Below are 20,464 nucleotides of genomic sequence, written 5' to 3'. Positions count from 1 at the left end.
ATCATAGCAAAGGACGATTCATGGAAGAAAGCAAGAAGGGCTCCGGGATGACCGCCGAGAAGAGCAAGGCGCTGGCGGCCGCACTCGCGCAGATCGAAAAGCAGTTCGGCAAGGGGTCGATCATGCGGATGGGCGACGGCGAGGTGGCCGAGGACATCCAGGTCGTCTCCACGGGTTCGCTGGGGCTCGACATCGCGCTCGGCGTCGGCGGCCTGCCGCGCGGTCGGGTGGTCGAGATCTACGGTCCGGAATCGTCCGGTAAAACCACGCTCACGCTGCAGGTGATCGCCGAACTGCAGAAGATCGGCGGCACGGCCGCGTTCATCGACGCCGAGCACGCACTCGACGTCCAGTACGCGGCGAAGCTCGGCGTGAACGTGCCGGAACTGCTGATCTCGCAGCCGGACACCGGCGAGCAGGCGCTGGAAATCACCGATGCGCTGGTGCGCTCGGGCTCGATCGACATGATCGTCATCGACTCGGTCGCGGCGCTCGTGCCGAAGGCCGAAATCGAAGGCGAGATGGGCGATTCGCTGCCGGGCCTGCAGGCCCGCCTGATGTCGCAGGCGCTGCGCAAGCTGACCGGCACGATCAAGCGCACGAACTGCCTCGTGATCTTCATCAACCAGATTCGTATGAAGATCGGCGTGATGTTCGGCAACCCGGAAACCACGACGGGCGGCAACGCGCTGAAGTTCTATGCGTCGGTGCGTCTCGACATCCGCCGGATCGGCTCGATCAAGAAGAACGACGAAGTGATCGGCAACGAAACCCGCGTGAAGGTCGTCAAGAACAAGGTATCGCCGCCGTTCCGCGAAGCGATCTTCGACATCCTGTACGGCGAGGGCATCTCGCGCCAGGGCGAGATCATCGACCTCGGCGTGCAGGCGAAGATCGTCGACAAGGCAGGCGCCTGGTACAGCTACAACGGCGAGAAGATCGGCCAGGGCAAGGACAACGCGCGTGAATTCCTGCGTGAGAATCCGGAAATCGCCCGCGAGATCGAGAACCGCATCCGCGAATCGCTCGGCGTCGTCGCAATGCCCGATGGCGTAGGCAACGAAGCCGAGGCGATGGACGAAGAAGAGTGATGGTCGGGCGCCGAGGTCAGGCTGGCGAGCCGGAGGAGAGCGACGCGCCCGAAATGGCGGGTCGCTCCGGCCGGCGAGCCGGATCCTCGGGCGCCGACCGGCGGGTCGCTGGCAGCAACGCCGCGAACCGCACCGCGACGAGGGCATCTGACGATGCCCTCGTTTCGTTTGAGATAACCGCGCCGGACGATCCGTTCGATGACGATGAATCGTTCGACGCGCACGACCGGTCCCGCCGTCGTGTGTCCGGCGTCAGCTTCCCGGGCGATCGCGCATCCGATGCGTCGGCACCTGCCAGGGAAGATGTCTATACGCGCAGCAGCCAGCATCCGCGCCGCACGCGCCGTGCGTCCGGCGCTGCTTCAAGCGCTGCCTCCGGCGACGATCCGGGCGCCGGCAAGCGCAAGTCGTCGAAGCCGCCGCGTTCGTTGAAGGGCCGCGCGCTGGGCTATCTGTCCAGGCGCGAATACAGCCGCACGGAACTCGCGCGCAAGCTCGCGCCGTATGTCGGCGAAGACGAGTCCGTCGAACCGGTGCTCGATGCGCTGGAGAAGGAAGGCTGGCTGTCCGACGCGCGTTTCGCCGAGAGCCTCGTGCATCGTCGTGCGTCGCGCGTCGGTGTCGCGCGCATCGTCAGCGAGCTGAAGCGTCATGCGGTCGGCGACACGCTCGTCGAGGAAGTGAACGCGCAGCTGCGCGAGACCGAATGGGCGCGCGCGCAGGCGGTCTGGCGCAAGAAATTCGGTGCATTGCCGCAAACGCCGGCCGAGCGGGCGAAGCAGGCGCGCTTTCTCGCCGCGCGCGGCTTCTCGAGCGCGACCATCGTGAAGTTGCTGAAGGTCGGCGACGATTTCCCGATCGACGATTGAGCGCTCCGGTCGCGCGCGCGGCGCGCGATTTTGCTGCAACGCAACCGCTCCCGGACAGGCGGGAATACCCGCCGTCGCGTCAAACTGTCTCACATACCCAATATGCTAAAATCCGTGGGTTTTCCTCTTCGGCCTCAACCTCCAGCATGCCGCTATCCGAGCCCGTGCCCCGTCAGTTGCGACATCGACGCGCAATCCGAGCGGAAGCTTACGAGCGCGGCGACGGCTTGTGGGACATCGAAGCCTGCCTGACCGACCACAAGCCGCGCGATGTCGCGCTTGCGTCGGGCATCCGGCCCCAGGGCCTGCCGATCCACGAACTCTGGCTGCGCGTGACTATCGATCGTGAACTCAATGTCGTCGACGCCGAAGCGTCTTCGGAATGGGTGCCCTATCCCGGTCAGTGTCAATCCGCCCCTCCCGCCTATCGGGCCCTCATCGGGCTCAATCTCTTCCGCCACTTCCGCCGCGATGCGAACCGACTGCTGTCCGGTGTCGCAGGCTGCTCCCATCTCACCGAACTGTGCGCCGTGCTGCCGACGGCAGCGATCCAGGCGTTCGCCGGTGACGTGTGGAACGTGCGCGAGGAGGGTGGCGAAGGGCCGGATCACGACGGCGTGCGCGACGAACCGCCTTTCCAGCTCGGCCGCTGCCGTGCGCTGCGGTTCGACGGCGAGGTCGTGCGGCAGTACTACCCGCGCTGGTATGGCGCGAGCCGGCCGGACGTGCCTGTCGACGACATGCCCGTCAGGGACGGCACGAAGGAATGAACGGAAATCATTCGAAGAAGCGTCTAAGCGACTTTTCATCCAACTCTCAGACTGAAGGGAATCACGCATGAAGATTCACGAGTACCAGGGTAAGGAAATCCTGCGGAAATTCGGAGTCGCGGTACCGCGCGGCAAGCCGGCGTTCTCGGTGGACGAGGCCGTCAAGGTGGCAGAAGAGCTGGGCGGCCCGGTGTGGGTCGTCAAGGCTCAGATTCACGCGGGTGGCCGTGGCAAGGGCGGCGGCGTGAAGGTCGCGAAGTCGATCGAGCAGGTGCGCGAATACGCGAACCAGATCCTCGGCATGCAGCTCGTCACGCACCAGACCGGTCCGGAAGGCCAGAAGGTCAACCGTTTGATGATCGAAGAAGGCGCCGACATCAAGCAGGAACTGTATGTCAGCCTCGTCGTCGATCGCATCTCGCAAAAGATCGTTCTGATGGGTTCGAGCGAAGGCGGCATGGACATCGAAGAAGTTGCCGAAAAGCACCCGGAACTGATCCACAAGGTCATCGTCGAGCCGTCGACCGGCCTGCTCGACGCCCAGGCCGACGACCTCGCCGCGAAGATCGGCGTGCCGGCCGCTTCGATTCCGCAAGCGCGCGCCATCCTGCAAGGCCTGTACAAGGCATTCTGGGAAACCGACGCGTCGCTGGCTGAAATCAACCCGCTGAACGTCTCCGGCGACGGCAAGGTCATCGCACTCGACGCGAAGTTCAACTTCGACTCGAACGCGCTGTTCCGTCATCCGGAAATCGTCGCGTACCGCGATCTGGACGAAGAAGATCCGGCTGAAATCGAAGCGTCGAAGTTCGACCTCGCGTACATCTCGCTCGACGGCAACATCGGCTGTCTCGTGAACGGCGCGGGCCTGGCAATGGCGACGATGGACACCATCAAGCTGTTCGGCGGCGAGCCGGCGAACTTCCTGGACGTCGGCGGTGGTGCCACGACCGAGAAGGTCACGGAAGCGTTCAAGCTGATGCTGAAGAACCCGGACCTGAAGGCGATCCTCGTGAACATCTTCGGCGGCATCATGCGCTGCGACGTGATCGCGGAAGGCGTGATCGCCGGTTCGAAGGCCGTGAACCTGAAGGTGCCGCTCGTCGTGCGCATGAAGGGCACGAACGAGGACCTCGGCAAGAAGATGCTGGCCGACTCGGGCCTGCCGATCATCTCGGCGGACAGCATGGAAGAAGCTGCGCAGAAGGTCGTCACGGCTGCCGAAGGCAAGTAAGCGCGCGCTCAATGAACACGCAAGGCGGCGCGGTTCGCACGCGACGCCAATCGAACAGAGGTCAAAATACATGTCGATTCTGATCAACAAGGACACGAAGGTCATCACGCAGGGCATCACCGGCAAAACCGGTCAGTTCCATACGCGCGCCTGCCGTGAATACGCAAACGGCCGCGAAGCATTCGTCGCGGGCGTGAACCCGAAGAAGGCCGGCGAAGATTTCGAAGGCATTCCGATCTACGCAAGCGTCAAGGAAGCGAAGGAAGAAACCGGCGCGACCGTGTCGGTCATCTACGTTCCGCCGGCAGGCGCAGCCGCTGCGATCTGGGAAGCGGTCGAAGCCGATCTGGATCTCGCGATCTGCATCACGGAAGGCATCCCCGTGCGCGACATGATCGAAGTGAAGGACCGCATGCGCCGCGAAGGCCGCAAGACGCTGCTGCTCGGGCCGAACTGCCCGGGCACGATCACGCCGGACGAACTGAAGATCGGCATCATGCCGGGTCACATCCACCGCAAGGGCCGCATCGGCGTCGTGTCGCGTTCGGGCACGCTGACGTATGAAGCCGTTGCGCAGCTGACGGCACTGGGCCTCGGCCAGTCGTCGGCAGTCGGTATCGGCGGCGACCCGATCAACGGTCTGAAGCACATCGACGTGATGAAGATGTTCAACGACGATCCGGATACGGACGCGGTCGTGATGATCGGCGAAATCGGCGGTCCGGACGAAGCCAATGCGGCCGAGTGGATCAAGGCCAACATGAAGAAGCCGGTCGTCGGCTTCATCGCTGGGGTCACGGCGCCTCCGGGCAAGCGCATGGGCCACGCCGGCGCGCTGATCTCGGGCGGTGCGGATACGGCCGAAGCGAAGCTGGAAATCATGGAAGCGTGCGGCATCACCGTCACGCGCAACCCGTCGGAAATGGGCCGCCTGCTGAAGGCAGCGCTGTAATATTTCCGCCTGGGTTTGTCCTGCAGAAAACGCCGGCTTTGCCGGCGTTTTTTGTTATGCTCGCGCAATGAATTCGTAAGCACCGGGCATGCATCGCGCATGTGCCGGCGATGAACCGGGTCGCCCGCCGGGTGGCCATATCGTGCACATCCCCCCATGCTCGAATTCCTGACGTCGCTGCACTGGGGTGCCGTTCTCCAGATCGTCATCATCGACATCCTGCTCGGCGGCGACAACGCGGTCGTGATCGCGCTCGCGTGCCGCAACCTGCCGGCGAACCAGCGGCTGCGCGGCGTCGTCTGGGGCACCGCGGGGGCGATCCTGCTGCGCGTCGCGCTGATCACGTTCGCGGTCGCGCTGCTCGACGTGCCGTTCCTGAAGATCGGCGGCGGGCTTCTGCTGCTGTGGATCGGCGTCAAGCTGATGGCGCCGGCCGCCGACGCGCACGATCACATCAAGCCGGCCGACCGGCTGTGGGACGCCGTGAAGACGATCGTGATCGCCGATGCGGTGATGAGCCTCGACAACGTGATCGCGATCGCCGGCGCGGCCGAGCAGGCCGATCCGTCGCACCGGATCGCGCTCGTGATCTTCGGGCTCGTCGTCAGCGTGCCGATCATCGTGTGGGGCAGCACGCTAGTGCTGAAAATGCTCGACCGCTTCCCCATCGTCGTGACGCTTGGCGCCGCGCTGCTCGGCTGGATCGCGGGCGGGCTGATCGTGAACGACCCGGTCGGCGATCGCTGGCCGGTGCTCGACACGCCCCCCGCGATCTACGGTGCGAGCATGGCCGGCGCACTGTTCGTCGTGGCGGCCGGTTACGCGCTCAGGCGCCGCCGCGGCGCACCGGGCACGCACTGACGTTGGCCGTCCGGCCGACTGCCGGAATCGCGGCCCGCTGGCTACGATCGAGACGCCTGCCTTTACCGGCAGGCGTTTTTCGTTTCCGGAGCCTGCCATGTTCGAAGCCTTTTCCGTTTCACTGTTCCGTCGCGTTGCCGCCGATCTGCGGCGCGCGAACCGGCCGTCGCCGCGCTGGCGGCCGGCCGGCTTCACGCTGATCGAGCTGATGATCGTGCTGGCGATCGTCGGCGTCGTCGCGGCCTATGCGATTCCCGCGTACCAGGATTACCTTGCCCGTTCGCGCGTCGGCGAGGGGCTCGCGCTCGCGTCGTCCGCGCGGCTCGCGGTCGCCGACAACGCGGCGAGCGGCGCGAGCCTCGACGGCGGCTACAGCCCGCCGGCCGCGACCCGCAACGTCGAATCGGTTGCCGTCGACGGCGAGACCGGCCAGATCACGGTCGCGTTCACGACCCGCGTCGCCTCGGCCGGCACGAATACGCTGGTACTCGTGCCATCCGCGCCCGACAAGGCCGATGCGCCCACCGCGCGCGTGGCGCTCAAAAAGGGCGCGATGCAGGCCGGTGCGATTGCGTGGGAGTGCTTCGCCGCCGGCAAGGATGCGTCGTCGCTGCCGGCGCCGGGGGCCGGGCCGCTGCCGGGCACCGCCGCGACGCTGCCTGCGAAATATGCGCCCGCGGAGTGTCGCGCGTAGCGCCCGCGGAGGAGGAGGGCGGCGGCGCGCGTGGTACGCCGGCCGTCGCTTCGGCCGGCCGGCCCGATCGCGCCGAGTCGGGTGGCCGAGCGACGGCCCCGCACAGAGGGGGGAAAGTTTTGTATAGTGCGCCGGTTGCTGACATCCGGTTCGCTCATGCCTTCTACTTTTTCCCGTTCGTTGTCGCTCGTTGCGCTGGCTGTCGCCCTGATCGTGCCGTACGCGATCACGAATCACACGTATCCGATTCCGACCTTCTATTCCGAATTTTCCGCGCTGGTGCTGTATCTGCTGGTGGGGCTGTCGGTCGTCCTGCTCGTACGGACGAGCCGAGCGGCCGAGCCGTTTGCCGCGCCGGCCGCGTTCGTCGTGCCGCTCGGGTTCGCCGCGGTGCTGATCGCGCAGGTCGCGCTGATGTCGCTCAAGGTGCCGTCGATGAACTGGCTGGCGCTCGGCTATCTCGCCGCCGCGCTGGTCGCGATGCAGGCCGGCTACGCGCTCGCGCGCGACGGGTTGGCCGAAACCGTCTCGCGGATGATGGCCGGTGCGCTGCTCGTCGGCGGCGTGTTCGCGGTCGGAACGCAGATCGTGCAGTTGTTTCACCTCGAGTCGGCCGTATCGCCGTTCGTCGTGATGTACAACATCGCGGTCGATCGCCGCCCGTACGGCAACATGGCGCAGGCGAACCATCTGGCCACCTACATCGCGTTCGCGCTCGCGGGCGCGCTGTATCTCGTGCAGACGCGCCGGCTCGCGGTGTGGGCGTGGTTCGTGCTGTCGATCGTACTGTCGGTCGGTCTCGCGCTGACGGTGTCGCGCGGGCCCTGGCTGCAGGTCGCGGTGATGGTCGTCGCGGGCTTCTGGATGGCGTGGCTCGAATCGCGCCGTGCGCCGGGCAATACGCGTGCGTGGCTGATGCCGGTCGTGCTCGCGGTTGCGTTCATCGCGGTGAACGTCGCGGTGCGCTGGGCCAACGTGCACTATCACCTGAATCTCGCGGAATCGGCGGCCGACCGGATGCGCGATGCGGGGCAGATCGCGCCGCGCCTCGCACTGTGGAAGTACGGGCTCGCGATGTTCCGCGAGCATCCGCTGCTCGGCGTCGGCTGGGGTGAATTCCCGTCGCACCAGTTTGCGCTCGTGCGCACGCTCGGCGGCGTCGAGATCGCGAACAACTCGCACGACATCTTCATCGACCTGCTCGCGAAGTCGGGTCTCGCCGGCCTTGGCGTGCTCGCCGTCACGCTTGTGATGTGGTTCGTGCGTGCGCTGCGCGCGCCGCAGTCGAGCACGCGCGTGTTCGGCTTCGCGCTGATCGGCATCCTGCTGATGCATGCGCTCGTCGAGTATCCGCAGCAGTACATGTTCTTCCTGCTGCCGGCGATGTTCGTGATCGGGTTGCTCGACGTGAAGCCGCTGCGCATCCTGCCGGGCCGCGCGGCGTTCGGGCTGTTCGCGGTGCTGTCGTTCGGCGGCGTGCTGGCGGCGGTGCCCGTGCTGCGCGACTACCAGCGCGCGGAAGTGCTGTATTACGGCAGCGACCCGGCCGCGCAGTATCGCGATGCGCCGTCGCTGCTGTTCGGCGCGTGGGGCGATTACGGCGCGGCGACGCTGCTGACGATTTCGCCGGAAGACCTGCCGGCCAAGCTCGCCGCCCATGAGCGCGCGATCGCGCTGCTGCCCGGCGAGACGGTGCTGCGCCGCTATGCAGCGCTGCAGGCGCTGGCGGGCCGCGAGGCCGACGCGCTCGATACTGTCGCGCGCCTGCATGTGTTTGCGAAGGAGCTGAAGGACTGGCCGCAGCAACTGGCCCTGCTGTACAAGCTGTGCGACCAGCAGCCGGCGCTGAAGGCGTTCAAGGCGGCCGTTGTCGCGAAGTACGGGGAAGTGCCGGCCGATGCGGCCGACGACTCGGACGACGACGACTCGGATTAAAACGCGCAGCGGCCGCCGGAACGGGGAATTCCGGCGTTTGCCGCGTCGTGGCGCACGACAGGGGCCGCCGTCGGACAGATCGGCCCTGCGTGAACCGCGTGAATTCGGCCAGGTATCGATTACCTCGCGAATGGCGCGGATTCCGGCCGAGGGCGCGTCGATTCGCGTCAACCATTGTCAAATCGGCGCCGCTGGCCGCGTGGCGCGTGCACAATGCGCGCAAGCGCTCGCGAGCCGGCCCGCATGTGGCACGGGGCCCGGCGTGAGCGCGGGCCACCCCGGCTATCCGGGCTCCGCCAGGCAGGATCGCGGCCGAGCATCGATCGGCCATGCGGCCGTAACGGGGCGCCGGTCCGATGGCCGCGGCGCAGTGCGACGCACGTGATGCGGGAGCGAGGTTTTCCGGTACGCGCGCGTTCGTCCAGAACAGTGATGAAGAACGATATTCGACCATGGCCATTCGCTCGACCTACCTGATCCTGCCCGCCGTCGCGATGCTGTTTTCCGGCTGCGCGATGCTGTCGTCGTCGCAGGAAAGCAAGCTGACCTGCCACATTCCGCGTGCCGTCTATCCGGACACCGCGAAGCCGCTCACGCGTCCGGCGACCGTGCTCGTGCGCGCGCTGATGACGACGTCCGGCGAAGCGCAGAACGTCACCGTGACGACGAGCAGCCGCAATGCGGCCGCCGATCGTGCGGCCGTCGACGCGATGACGCACGCGACCTGCGCGCAGACGGGTGCGACCGCGAATCCGTTCCTGCTGACCCAGCCGTTCGTGTTCGAACCGCGACGCGGCGAGTGATGTCGGACGGCGAGCCCTGCGCGCCGTTTTCCGTCCGGTTTTGCCGCTGGCCGGCCGCACCGTTTCGCGCGGCCGTCGAAAGTCGATACGCGCGGCCGTTGCGCCGCGCATGCCCGATATTCAGTGCTGCGGCATCAGGTTCGCGCCGCGGCAGGCCGGTTCGGCCGAATTGCGCAGCCCGAGCATCGTGAATCCGTTGCGCTCCTGGCGAATCAGTGCATAGCGCCGCGTGACGGTTTCCCCGCTCTTGCCCGTCAGATCCAGTTCGACCTGAAAGCGCTCGTTGCTGTCCGAGCAGCCGCGCACGGGGCCGTACGCGAAGCCTGTATCGGGCGCCTTGCTTGCCGCGTTGAACGCCTGCCGGGCTTTCAGCGCGGCCGCTGCGGCGGCGGGCTCGCTCCATTCGCGCGCAAGCGCATCGTCCACCTTCAGCCATTCGTCGACGAAATCGCGGCCGTTGAGCGCCGCGGGCTGCACGCGTTGCACGGTGTCGCCTTCGACGCGGTAGCGGAAGATGCCCGGCCGAGTCATGACTTCGCTGTCGAGCGAGCCGACCGTCGTGCGCAGCTCGAAGCCGTCGGGGCGCACCTTGAACCGGATCGCGTCGTCGTCGATCACGTAGCCGTGTTCGGTATGGAACAGCGTGCGTTGCGCGGTCGAGCCGTTTGCCGGTGCGACCACGTCCGCGCCGAACCGGCTCCAGCGAGATGAGCACCACGGTGTGCCGTGCACGACCGCGACCTGGCCGCCAGGCAGCGCCGAGAACCAGAAGCCGCCGCCGTAGGCGCCGCCGATGTCCTTGTAATCGTCGGCCTGCCAGCGCAGCACGCGCCGCCAGCCGCCGTTTTCCCATGCGTACGCGGTGAGCAGGTTGTCGTCGCCGCACGCGATGTCGAAGCCGGCGCGCACGAAGAGAAGCGGGCGGGACGCGCCGCCGCGTTCGACGTCGACGTCCGGGTTGCGGCCGAACGCCGATTCGCCGTTTTTCGGTGCTGCCGATTGGGTCGATTGAGCCGGCACGCCGAGCGCGGCCGCGAGCGTGCGTTTCAGTGCAGCCGGTTCGACGTGTTCGTCGCTGCATGCGAGCCGCGCGTCGATTGCGCCGACGAGCGCCTGCTTGTATGCGCGAAGCGCGTCGCGCAGCGGCGGCGAGACATCGACGTTGCCCCCACCGTCGCCTTGCGGATTGCGGACCTGCTGCACGCGGCGCTGCGCATCGATTGCCGCGCGCGCGGCGGTGTCGGCGGCGGGGCAGGTGCCGACGGCCGACGCGGTTGCCGGCGGCAGGGAAAGCGCGCACAGCAGCGGCGCGGCGTACTTCAGCGTGTTGTTCTTCATCGATGACTTGTTGTTCTGATTCTTTATCGTTCGAACGGGGAATCGTTACGGCCGACGATTCTCCGTGAACTGCGCGCACGTGCGTAGCGGCGGGCGCTTCAACCTGCCGCGTCTTCCGCCTTCCAGTCCCCCGACTTCCCGCCGCGCTTTTCCCGTACGCTCACATCGGTGATCACCATCCCGCGATCGACGGCCTTGCACATGTCGTAGACGGTCAGCAGTCCGACCTGCACGGCGGTCAGCGCTTCCATCTCGACGCCGGTCCGGCCAAACGTCTCGACCTGCGCGACGCAGTGCACGCCCGGCAGCGCATCATCGAGTTCGAAGTCGACGGCCACGCGTGTCAGCGCGAGCGGGTGGCACAGCGGAATGAGGTCGGCCGTGCGCTTCGCGCCCTGGATGGCCGCGATGCGCGCGACGCCGAGCACGTCGCCTTTCTTCGCCTTGCCGTCGCGGATCAGCGCGAACGTGGCCGGCAGCATCCGGATCGTGCCGCGCGCGATCGCGATGCGTTGGGTTTCCTGCTTGCCGCCGACGTCGACCATGTGCGCATGGCCGGCGGCATCGAAATGGGTGAGTCCTGACATGTCATGCTCCGTCTCAACGGGCGCTTATCATAGCAGTGGCGTTCGCGTCGCCGGGGGCGCAGATGACGCATGCGCGGCACGAGACAGTCGCGCATGCGCCGGTACAATGACCCGAATATTCAGACCAAACGCCGCGATGCGCGCCCGGCGCGCGGACGGCGTCGTTTTCATCCTGCCATGCGTGTCAAACAGTTGCTTGCCGTGTCGCTGTCGGCGGCGCTCGCGTTGCCGCCGAGCGGCCATGCGCAGAGCGCATCCGCTCCGCCGCTCGAGCCGGCGGCCGGCGGCTCCTCGTCGATTTCCACCGTGCCGTCCGGCATCGCGACCGGCGTATTCGGCACGTACGGCGGCGCGGAGAGCCGGTTTTCGGGCGCGGGCGGCGCGTCGGCGCCGGCCGCGAGCCTGCGCGCGCCGTTGCGCGCACTCGAGCTGCCCGACCTCGGCGACGGCTCCGGCGGTTCGCTGACGCCGCGTGCCGAGCGCCGGCTCGGCGAGCGCGTGATGCGCGAAGTGCGGCGCGATCCCGATTATCTCGACGACTGGCTCGTGCGCGACTACCTGAACGCGATGGCGGCGCGCCTCGCGGCCGCGGCGGCCGCGCGCTACATCGGCGGCTACATGCCGGACTTCGACCTGTTCCCGGTGCGCGATCCGCAGATCAACGCGTTCTCGATGCCGGGCGGCTTCATCGGGATCAACAGCGGGCTAGTGGTCACGACGCAGACGGAATCGGAGCTCGCGTCGGTGGTCGGCCACGAGATGGGCCACGTGCTGCAGCGGCACATCGCGCGGATGATCGGCGCGAGCGAGAAGAGCGGCTACACGGCGCTCGCGACGATGCTGCTCGGCGTGCTGGCCGGCGTGCTCGCGAGAAGCGGCGATCTCGGTAGCGCGATCGCGATGGGCGGGCAGGCGTACGCGGTGGACAACCAGTTGCGCTTCTCGCGTTCGGCCGAGCGCGAGGCCGATCGCGTCGGCTTCCAGCTGCTCGCGGGCGCGGGCTACGACCCGTACGGGATGCCGGGTTTCTTCGAGCGGCTCGAACGCGCGTCGATGGGCGATGCGGGCGTGCCGGCCTACGCGCGCACGCACCCGCTGACCGGCGAGCGGATCGCCGACATGGAGGATCGCGCGCGCCGCGCGCCGTACCGGCAGCCGCGCCAGTCGGCCGAGTACGGATTCGTGCGCGCGCGGCTGCGCGTCCTGCAGAACCGCGCGCCGACCGACATCTCGGCCGAGGCGCGCCGGATGCAGCTCGAGATCGACGATCGCACGGCGCCGAACGTCGCGGCGAACTGGTACGGCATCGCGCTCGCGAACACGCTGCTCGGCCAGTACGACGCGGCGGACAAGGCGCTCGCTTCGGCGCGCGGCGCGTTCGATGCGCGCGAGCGGCGCGAGGGCGACCCGGCGACGAGTTCGCCGAGCCTCGACGTGCTGGCCGCCGACATCGCGCGCCGTGCGGGCCGGACCGACGACGCGGTGCGGCTCGCGGCGCTCGCGCAGCGGCGCTGGCCGGCGTCGCACGCGGCGATCGTCGCGCACCTGCAGGCGCTGATCGCCGCGCGCCGCTTCGCCGAGGCGCAGGCGCTCGCACGCGCGCAGGCGCAGGCCGATCCCGAGCAGCCGGACTGGTGGGACTACCTCGCGAAGGCGAGCGACGGCAAGGGCGACGTGCTCGCGCGGCGCCGCGCGCTCGCGGAGAAACTTGCACTCGATGGCGCATGGCCGTCGGCGATCCGCCAGTTGAAGGAAGCGCGCGATGCGAAGGACGTGTCGTTCTACGAGCAGTCGATCATCGGCGCGCGGCTGCTGGAATTCGAGGCGCGCTACAAGGAAGAGCGCGACGACGAGAAGAACGGCCGCGGGTAGCGGCCGGCGCGCGGCGAACGCGGGAAGGGCGGGTGCGGGTCAGTTGCCGTTGTCGGCCGCGTCGCGTGCCTGTCGCGCCGGACTCGCGACGTAGCCGAACCGCGCGGGCACGTCCGCGCAGACGATGGTGCCGAGCGGCAGCGCGCGGCCGTCACGCCAGCGCAGCACGGGCGGCGCGGCGTCGAAATCCGCATGATCGGCGAACAGCCCGAGATCGTGGTCGTGCAGCGCCGCGATGCGCGGCGGCGCGCCTGCGTCGCGAAACAGCACGCCGCCCCCATCGTCGAGCCATGCTTCGTCCGGTTCGAACGCGGTGCCCGTCTGGTCGGTGAGCGTGAGCTGTCCGTCGCGCTCGGCGAGCCGGACGACCCAAGGCGTATAGGCGAGCTCGACGTATACGCGCTGCGGCCCGTTCTGGAAGAACCACTGGCCCCGCGCGTCGCATTCGTAGTTGCGGCCGATGAACGCGTTCAGCGCCGCATGCCGGATCGGCGAGCCGAGCTCGCCGGCCGCCTGCGCCGCGTCGTCGCGCAGCCGCCATTCGCCGCGCCGGTCGAGCAGCAGCCAGCCGGTGCAGTGCGGCACGTTCGGCCATTTGGCGAGCGCCTGCCTGACGATGTCATCCATGGTCGACGAATTTCGAGCAATAGCCGAACACCCGCGCCGACAGCCAGTCGAGACGGCCGGGGAACGGCCCGGTCATGAATCCCGCGTGCCCGCCGGCCTCGGGCTGGTCGAGCTCGACGGCCGGCGATACGTCGGCCGGGCCCGGCAGTGCCGATTCGGGCAGGAACGGGTCGTTGCGGGCGTTGAGGATCAGCGTCGGCACGTCGATCGCGGGCAGCAGCGGCCGCGTCGTCGCCTTCGTCCAGTAGTCGTCGGCGTCGGCGAAACCGTGCAGCGGCGCGGTCACCGCCTCGTCGAAGTCGCGCATCGTCACGGCCTGCAGCATCGCGTCGCGGTCGAACAACCCCGGATACTGGTCGAGCTTCGCGAGTGCCTTGCGCTTGAGCGTCTTCAGGAAGCTGCGCGTATAGATCATCGCGAACCCCTGCGACAGCGCGCGGCCGCCCGCATGCACGTCGATCGGCGTCGAGATCGCGGCGGCCGCCCGCAGGATCGACGTGTCGCTGCGATGCTCGCCGAGCCAGCGCAGCAGCACGTTGCCGCCGAGCGACACGCCGGCCGCGACCAGCGGCCCGCGATGCTGCGCGGCGAGCCGGCGCAGGATCCAGTCGACCTCGGCGCTATCGGCGAGATGGTAGAAGCGCGGCTGGCGGTTGATCTCGCCGCTGCAACTGCGAAAGTGCGGCACGACGGCGTGCCAGCCCTTCGCGCGCGCGGCGGCCATCATCTCGAGCGCGTAGTGCGAGCCGGAACTGCCTTCGAGGCCGTGGAACAGCACGAACAGCGGCGCATCGGGCGGCGGCGCCGCACTGTCGAGATGGGCGACCCAGTCGAGATCGATGAAGTCGTGATCGGGGGTTTCCCATCGCTCTCGTCGGTAGGCGACGGCCGGTCGTCGCGCGAACAGCGCGGGCACGATGGTTTGCGCATGGCTGTTCGGCAGCCAGCGTGGTGCGCGATAGCGCAGTGTGTCGTCGTCCGGGGCCGGGGCCCCGGCGAGCGGCGAGGTGGGCGGAGAAGCCGTACTCATGATCGCCCCGCGTATGCGTTGCTTCGTCTTTTCGTCAGTGCAGCGGGCCCTGCCCATGACGGATCTTCGCGGCGAACTGCCCGGCCGCTTGTTCGGGAATCGGGCTTGCGTGGATGTGCGCGATGCGCCACTCGCCGCGTTCGTGAATCATCACGTACGTGGCGAAAACCATGTCGGGTTCGGCCGTCAGGTCGGCCTGCTGATGCGCTTCGGCGATCGTGTAGACGACCGTGCCGAGGCTGTCGTAGACGCGGATGTCGAGCGGTTCGATCGTCACCGGGCGCGTCGCGAGCCGGTTGGCGAGCCCGCTGCGGATCTGGTCGAGGCCGTGCAGATGCTCGCCGTCCGCCCACACGCAGCTGGCGAAATCCTCGTCGATCCACAACGCCAGCAGCGCGTCGAGATTGGCATCGGCGACGGCCTGGTAGTAGGCGTTCAGCGTATCGGCAGCGGCTTCGAAGAGGCGGGCAAAACGTGGCATCGGGGTTGTCTCTCGCGCGCGTCGCGCGCCGTATTCAGCACGGCGGCCCGGATGGGGCCGCCGCACACCGGTGAATCGGATTGCCCGGCGCGCCGTGCGACGCTGCCGGCCAGGGTCAGCGCTGCCCGACGAGCATGCCGCGCAAATCGCCGAATACCTGCTCGGGACCGAGTTCGCGCAGGCACTTCAGGTGGCCGAGCGGGCACTCGCGTTCGAAGCAGGGACTGCATTCGAGATGCAGCCATTGTACCTTCGCCAGGTCCGACAGCGGAGGGGTGTGGCGCGGATCGGTCGATCCGTACAGTGCGACGAGCGGCCGGCGCAGCGCGGCGGCGACGTGCATCAGCCCCGAATCGTTGGTGACGACCGCGTTCGCACGCGCGATCAGCGCGCACGCCTCGGACAGCGACGTTTGCCCGCACAGGTTGCGCACGTTCGGCGCGTGGTCGGCGATCGCCTGCGCGGCCGCGGCGTCCTTCTGCGAGCCGAGCGCGACGATCTGCGTATACGGGAACGACTGGTGCACGATCGTCGCGAGCGACGCGAAGTGCTCGGGCGGCCAGCGCTTGGCCGGGCCGTATTCGGCACCCGGGCAGAACACGACGAGCGGCTTGCGCGTATCGAGATTGAAACGCGCGGACACGCGCGCCGTCTCGTTCAGGTCGGCGTCGAGGCGCGGCGCGGGCAGCGTCTTCATCGATTCGGGCAGCTTCGCGCCCGGCGCGTACGCGAGCGCCGCGTAGTGGGTCGTCATCGGCGGCCGCTCGCCCGACGTGTCGGGGTTCGTGTGCCGCACGTTCAACAGCCCGTAGCGGTGCTCGCCCGTGTAGCCGATCCGCAGCGGAATGTTCGCGAGCCACGGGATCACCGCGGACTTCAGCGAATTCGGCAGCACGTACGCCGCGTCGTAGCCGACGTCGCGCAGGTCGCTCGCGAGTTGCCAGCGGCGCAGCAACTGCAGCTTGCCGTGCGCGAGATCGGTCGCGTAGACATCGTGGATCTCGGGCATCCGCTCGAGCACGGGCGCGACCCACGAGGGCGCGACGGCATCGATCGCGATGCGGGGATGGAGTTTCTTCAGCAGCGCAAAGAGCGGCTGCGCCATCAATGCGTCACCGATCCAGTTCGGTGCGATAACCAGCGCTCGACGCATCAGGTGGACTTCCGATGTCGTAATGAAGCACGGCGCGCGGGCGCCGCGTTCGGGTTGCCAGAATGGAGAAGGGCGGCGCGCCGGGCATCCGGTTGCGCCGCCTCGCGAGCGGCGGGCCCGCGGGCCCGGCCGCCCGGGCTCAGTGGCCCTTGACGACCTCGCCGTCGCGCAGCTTGTAGCGCGTGCCGCAGTATGGGCAGCGCGCCTCGCCGTGCGAGACGTCGATGAACACGCGCGGGTGTGCGCTCCAGCGCGCCATGGCCGGGTTCGGGCAGTAGGCGGGAAGATCCTTGGCCGTCAGCTCGACCAGCGGCATTTCCTTGATTTCACTCATGAGACTTTCTCTTATCACTCTTGTGTGGGGCGGTCGGTGGCGCGGCGCGCTCAGACCTTCGTGAGCCAGTGCGCGTACTTCGCGTTCTTGCCCGACACGATATCGAAAAACGCCGACTGGAGCTTTTCCGTGACGGGGCCGCGCGCGCCGCTGCCGATCGTGCGGTTGTCGAGCTCGCGGATCGGCGTGACTTCGGCGGCCGTGCCGGTGAAGAACGCTTCGTCGGCCGTGTAGACCTCGTCGCGCGTGATGCGCTTTTCGATCACTTCGATGCCGGCGTCCTTCGCGAGCGTGATGACCGTGTCGCGCGTGATGCCGTCGAGGCACGACGACAGGTCGGGCGTATACAGCTTGCCGTTGTTCACGAGGAAGAAGTTCTCGCCGGAGCCTTCCGACACATAGCCGTCGACGTCGAGCAGCAGCGCCTCGTCGTAGCCGTCGGCCGTCGCTTCCTGGTTCGCCAGGATCGAGTTCACGTACCAGCCCGACGCCTTCGCGCGCACCATCGACACGTTCACGTGGTGGCGAGTGAACGACGACGTCTTCACGCGGATACCCTTCGCGAGGCCTTCCTCGCCGAGGTACGCGCCCCACGGCCACGCGGCGATCGCGACGTGGATCGTGTTGCCCTTCGCCGACACGCCGAGCTTTTCCGAGCCGACCCAGATGATCGGGCGCAGGTAGCACGACTCGAGCTTGTTCTCGCGCACGACTTCGAGTTGCGCGGCTTCGAGCGTTTCCCGGTCGAACGGCACGTCCATCTGGAAGATCTTCGCCGAATTCAGCAGACGTTTCGTGTGCTCGCGCAGGCGGAAGATCGCGGTGCTGCCGTCGGCCGTCTTGTACGCGCGCACGCCCTCAAAGACGCCCATGCCGTAGTGCAGCGTATGGGTCAGGACGTGGATCTTGGCGTCGCGCCAGTCGATCAGCTTGCCGTCCATCCAGATCTTGCCGTCGCGGTCGGCCATTGACATAGGATTCTCCTGGGATGCGGTTGTGTGCAGCGTTGAGCCGGAAAGACGCTTATTTTAGCGTCATTTGGCGACGATCCGGTCGGCCGGCGCGGGGCCGGCGCTATAATCGCCCGGTACCGATTCCAATAACGACGGGTCGTGCCGGCAGGAGGCGCCGGCGTCCCGACGAACCGCCCGCTGCGGCCCGCTTTCCCATGCTCGCTCGATTGTCCGCCACCGACCGTTTCGCGCTGATCCAGGGCGCGCGCGACTATTCCCCGACGCTGATGGCGATCCTGTCCTGGGGGCTCGTCACCGGCATCGCGATGAGCAAGTCGGTGATGACGCTCGGGCAGGCGAGCGCGATGTCGCTGCTCGTCTACGCGGGCTCGTCGCAGCTCGCGGTGCTGCCGCTCCTCGCCGCGAAGCTGCCGATCTGGACCGTGCTGCTCACGGCCGCGATGGTCAACACGCGCTTCGTGATCTTCAGCGCCGGTCTTGCTCCCCATTTTTCCTACCTGCCGCTGTGGCGGCGCCTCGCGATCGGCTATTTCAATGGCGACGTGATCTACCTGCTGTTCCAGAAACAGGGCTTCGCGAACGGCCACGTGCCGGGCAAGGAAGCGTATTTCTGGGGGATGGCGCTGGCGAGCTGGGCGTCGTGGCAGGTGTCGTCGCTGGCGGGCATCCTGCTGGCGAGCTTCTTTCCCGCGAGCTGGGGGCTGGAACTGGCCGGCACGCTCGCGCTGATCCCGATCATGGTGTCGGCGGTCGCGAACCGCTCGACGCTCGCGGCCGTCGCGGTCGCGGGCATCGTGTCGCTCGTCGCGTTCGACCTGCCGTACCGGCTCGCGCTGCCGCTCGCGGTGCTCGCCGCGCTCGCGGCCGGCAGCACGGCCGATTTCTTCGTCGAGCGGGCCGACTGGCGGCGCATCCGCACCGAAACCGTGCGCGAGAAGGAGGTCGAATGAGCGCGACCGAGATCTGGATCGTCATCATCGGGATGACGATCGTCACGGCCGTCACGCGTGCGCTGTTCCTGATCGGCGGCGAGCGCACCGTGCTGCCCGAACGCGCGCAGCGCGCGCTGCGCTATGCGCCGGCCGCCGCGCTCGTTGCCGTCGTGCTGCCCGACGTGCTCGAAACGCCGGCCGGGCTGTCGTTCGCGCTGTCCAACCATCCGTTCTACGCGGCGCTCGCCGGCCTCGGCTGGTTTTTATGGCGGCGCAGCATGCTCGGCACGATCGTCGTCGGGATGCTCGTGTTCACCGCGCTGCGCCTGATCTTCTGATGGGCCGCCGTTCCGGCCCGCCGGGCGTCGGCCGCGTGCGCGCGGGTATTGCTGCATTGCGGCAATGGGGCCGTTGCCGCGCGCGATCCCAAATAGGCGGAATTCGCCGCCGCACGGGGCAGTCTGACGGGTGGATCGGCTAGAATGCCCGTTCAAGATTTTTTACCCGTGCGCGTCATGCGAACCGCCAGCCACGGCCGCATCCGGCGCCCTTTCGCGGCAGCCCGCGCACGTCCAGCGTGAACCCCTTTCCCCATCCACTACTTCAATCTGTTCAACATGAGCCAAGTCAAGCGTCTTACCGACCTGATCGCCGCCGGCCAGCTCGCCGGCAAGCGGGTGTTCATCCGCGCCGACCTGAACGTCCCGCAGGACGATCACGGCGACATCACCGAGGACACACGCGTGCGCGCGTCCGTGCCGGCCATCCAGGCCGCGCTCGACGCCGGCGCGGCCGTGATGGTCACGTCGCACCTCGGCCGTCCGACCGAAGGCGAATTCAAGCCGGAAGATTCGCTCGCGCCGGTCGCGAAGCGCCTCGCCGAGCTGCTCGGCCGCGACGTGCCGCTCGTGTCGAACTGGGTCGAGAACGGCGTGAACGTCGCACCGGGCCAGGTCGTGCTGCTCGAGAACTGCCGCGTGAACAAGGGCGAGAAGAAGAATTCGGACGAGCTCGCGCAAAAGATGGCGAAGCTCTGCGACGTGTACGTGAACGACGCGTTCGGCACCGCGCACCGCGCGGAAGCGACCACGCACGGGATCGCGAAGTACGCGCCGGTCGCGTGCGCGGGCCCGCTGCTGGCCGCCGAACTCGACGCGCTCGGCAAGGCGCTCGGCAACCCGGCGCGTCCGCTGGTGGCGATCGTCGCCGGCTCGAAGGTGTCGACCAAGCTGACGATCCTGAAGTCGCTGGCCGGCAAGGTCGACCAACTGATCGTCGGCGGCGGCATCGCGAACACGTTCATGCTCGCGGCCGGCCTGTCGATCGGCAAGTCGCTCGCGGAAGCCGACCTCGTCAACGAGGCGAAGGCGATCATCGACAAAGCGCGCGAGCGCGGCGCGTCGGTGCCGATCCCGACCGACGTCGTGACGGCCAAGGAATTCTCGCCGACGGCCGCGGCCACGGTGAAGCAGGTCGCCGACATCGAAGCGGACGACATGATCCTCGACATCGGCCCCGATACGGCCAAGGCGCTCGCGAGCCAGCTCGAGAAGGCCGGCACGATCGTGTGGAACGGCCCGGTCGGCGTGTTCGAGTTCGACCAGTTCGGCAACGGCACCAAGACACTCGCCGAAGCGATCGCCAAATCGTCCGCGTTCTCGATCGCGGGCGGCGGCGACACACTCGCGGCCATCGCGAAGTACGGCATCCACGACCAGGTCAGCTACATCTCGACGGGCGGCGGCGCCTTCCTCGAGTTCCTCGAGGGGAAGAAGCTGCCGGCGGTGGAAGTGCTCGAAACGCGGGCGGCCTGAGCGTGGCGGCGCGCGCAGGGGTGACGAAGGCCGCGCGCTCCGCGAAAGCGGAGCAGCCGGCCGGCGCGGGCAAGCGCAAACGCGCGTCCGCGCGGGCGAACACCGCCCCGCGC

21 protein-coding genes are annotated in these 20,464 nt (G+C 67.9%); 13 read left to right on the top strand and 8 right to left on the bottom strand.

The genetic code is table 11. From position 1 onward, the window contains the following. Positions 1-20 precede the first annotated feature (20 nt). From recA to ACPUER_RS26125, 9 genes are all read left to right on the top strand, one after another. Positions 21-1,091, top strand: coding sequence for a recombinase RecA (gene recA / locus ACPUER_RS26165; protein WP_175961982.1), 1,071 nt, complete (start codon positions 21-23; stop codon positions 1,089-1,091). Further along, complete coding sequence (recX, locus tag ACPUER_RS26160) at positions 1,091-1,960, top strand: recombination regulator RecX (RefSeq protein ID WP_425132509.1); 870 nt, start codon at positions 1,091-1,093, stop codon at positions 1,958-1,960. The genes recA and recX overlap by 1 nt, the downstream gene beginning before the upstream one ends. A gap of 146 nt (positions 1,961-2,106) precedes the next feature. After that, positions 2,107-2,730, top strand: a complete 624-nt coding sequence (locus ACPUER_RS26155; protein ID WP_175961980.1) for a DUF2889 domain-containing protein — start codon at positions 2,107-2,109, stop codon at positions 2,728-2,730. 67 nt (positions 2,731-2,797) lie between these two features. Beyond that, a complete protein-coding gene (gene sucC / locus ACPUER_RS26150) occupies positions 2,798-3,964 on the top strand; it encodes an ADP-forming succinate--CoA ligase subunit beta (RefSeq protein WP_263343421.1) in 1,167 nt (388 codons plus the stop codon). 70 nt (positions 3,965-4,034) lie between these two features. Continuing rightward, the gene (gene sucD / locus ACPUER_RS26145) at positions 4,035-4,916 is read left to right on the top strand and encodes a succinate--CoA ligase subunit alpha (RefSeq protein ID WP_034178933.1); all 882 of its coding nucleotides are present in this window, start codon (positions 4,035-4,037) and stop codon (positions 4,914-4,916) included. A 156-nt stretch (positions 4,917-5,072) separates the two neighbouring features. Further along, on the top strand, positions 5,073-5,777 hold the full coding sequence (locus ACPUER_RS26140) for a TerC family protein (RefSeq protein WP_425132508.1): 705 nt from the start codon (positions 5,073-5,075) through the stop codon (positions 5,775-5,777). A 97-nt stretch (positions 5,778-5,874) separates the two neighbouring features. Then, positions 5,875-6,471, top strand: a complete 597-nt coding sequence (locus ACPUER_RS26135) for a pilin (protein ID WP_175961978.1) — start codon at positions 5,875-5,877, stop codon at positions 6,469-6,471. A 156-nt stretch (positions 6,472-6,627) separates the two neighbouring features. After that, on the top strand, positions 6,628-8,406 hold the full coding sequence (locus tag ACPUER_RS26130) for a PglL family O-oligosaccharyltransferase (protein WP_175961977.1): 1,779 nt from the start codon (positions 6,628-6,630) through the stop codon (positions 8,404-8,406). Positions 8,407-8,858: 452 nt separating this feature from the next. Continuing rightward, on the top strand, positions 8,859-9,209 hold the full coding sequence (locus ACPUER_RS26125) for a TonB family protein (RefSeq protein ID WP_034178929.1): 351 nt from the start codon (positions 8,859-8,861) through the stop codon (positions 9,207-9,209). A gap of 120 nt (positions 9,210-9,329) precedes the next feature. On the opposite strand, the gene ACPUER_RS26120 is transcribed toward ACPUER_RS26125, so the two are convergent. Both ACPUER_RS26120 and moaC read right to left on the bottom strand, forming a co-directional pair. After that, positions 9,330-10,547, bottom strand: a complete 1,218-nt coding sequence (locus ACPUER_RS26120; protein ID WP_425132507.1) for a hypothetical protein — start codon at positions 10,545-10,547, stop codon at positions 9,330-9,332. Positions 10,548-10,645: 98 nt separating this feature from the next. Beyond that, positions 10,646-11,134 (bottom strand): cyclic pyranopterin monophosphate synthase MoaC, encoded by a 489-nt coding sequence (moaC, locus tag ACPUER_RS26115; RefSeq protein WP_040141784.1) that lies wholly within the window; start codon positions 11,132-11,134, stop codon positions 10,646-10,648. Positions 11,135-11,311: 177 nt separating this feature from the next. Between moaC and ACPUER_RS26110 the strand changes: the two genes are divergently transcribed. Continuing rightward, positions 11,312-13,006 (top strand): M48 family metalloprotease, encoded by a 1,695-nt coding sequence (locus ACPUER_RS26110; protein WP_175961973.1) that lies wholly within the window; start codon positions 11,312-11,314, stop codon positions 13,004-13,006. Positions 13,007-13,045: 39 nt separating this feature from the next. Here ACPUER_RS26110 and ACPUER_RS26105 read toward each other — a convergent pair whose 3' ends face one another. The 6 genes from ACPUER_RS26105 to ACPUER_RS26080 all read right to left on the bottom strand — a co-directional run bounded on the left by ACPUER_RS26105 (position 13,046) and on the right by ACPUER_RS26080 (position 17,605). Then, a complete protein-coding gene (locus ACPUER_RS26105; RefSeq protein ID WP_425132506.1) occupies positions 13,046-13,633 on the bottom strand; it encodes a DUF2946 family protein in 588 nt (195 codons plus the stop codon). Next, a complete protein-coding gene (locus ACPUER_RS26100) occupies positions 13,626-14,663 on the bottom strand; it encodes a hydrolase (protein WP_425132505.1) in 1,038 nt (345 codons plus the stop codon). The genes ACPUER_RS26105 and ACPUER_RS26100 overlap by 8 nt, the downstream gene beginning before the upstream one ends. A 34-nt stretch (positions 14,664-14,697) precedes the next feature. After that, a complete protein-coding gene (locus ACPUER_RS26095) occupies positions 14,698-15,144 on the bottom strand; it encodes a nuclear transport factor 2 family protein (protein ID WP_034178922.1) in 447 nt (148 codons plus the stop codon). 115 nt (positions 15,145-15,259) lie between these two features. Continuing rightward, positions 15,260-16,297 (bottom strand): lipopolysaccharide heptosyltransferase II, encoded by a 1,038-nt coding sequence (gene waaF / locus ACPUER_RS26090; RefSeq protein ID WP_425132504.1) that lies wholly within the window; start codon positions 16,295-16,297, stop codon positions 15,260-15,262. 139 nt (positions 16,298-16,436) lie between these two features. Further along, entirely contained in the window at positions 16,437-16,631 is a 195-nt protein-coding gene (locus ACPUER_RS26085; RefSeq protein WP_006749970.1) for a zinc-finger domain-containing protein, read from the bottom strand. Between the two features lie 50 nt (positions 16,632-16,681). After that, complete coding sequence (locus ACPUER_RS26080; RefSeq protein WP_047898927.1) at positions 16,682-17,605, bottom strand: branched-chain amino acid transaminase; 924 nt, start codon at positions 17,603-17,605, stop codon at positions 16,682-16,684. 194 nt (positions 17,606-17,799) lie between these two features. Here ACPUER_RS26080 and ACPUER_RS26075 point away from each other — a divergent pair, with 194 nt between their 5' ends. From ACPUER_RS26075 to ACPUER_RS26065, 3 genes are all read left to right on the top strand, one after another. After that, positions 17,800-18,555 carry an AzlC family ABC transporter permease gene (locus ACPUER_RS26075; protein ID WP_072442748.1) on the top strand — a complete coding sequence of 252 codons (756 nt, stop codon included), beginning with the start codon at positions 17,800-17,802 and terminating at the stop codon, positions 18,553-18,555. Beyond that, positions 18,552-18,875, top strand: a complete 324-nt coding sequence (locus ACPUER_RS26070) for an AzlD domain-containing protein (RefSeq protein WP_059523415.1) — start codon at positions 18,552-18,554, stop codon at positions 18,873-18,875. Before ACPUER_RS26075 ends, ACPUER_RS26070 begins: the two co-directional genes overlap by 4 nt. 279 nt (positions 18,876-19,154) lie before the next feature. Then, entirely contained in the window at positions 19,155-20,351 is a 1,197-nt protein-coding gene (locus ACPUER_RS26065) for a phosphoglycerate kinase (RefSeq protein ID WP_425132503.1), read from the top strand. Positions 20,352-20,464: the final 113 nt, after the last annotated feature.

This window comes from Burkholderia sp. DN3021 (assembly GCF_049805555.1).
Lineage (GTDB): Bacteria > Pseudomonadota > Gammaproteobacteria > Burkholderiales > Burkholderiaceae > Burkholderia > Burkholderia pyrrocinia_C.
The sequence above is the reverse complement of the archived record's forward strand: the minus strand, read 5'-3'. Positions and strand labels throughout refer to the sequence as shown.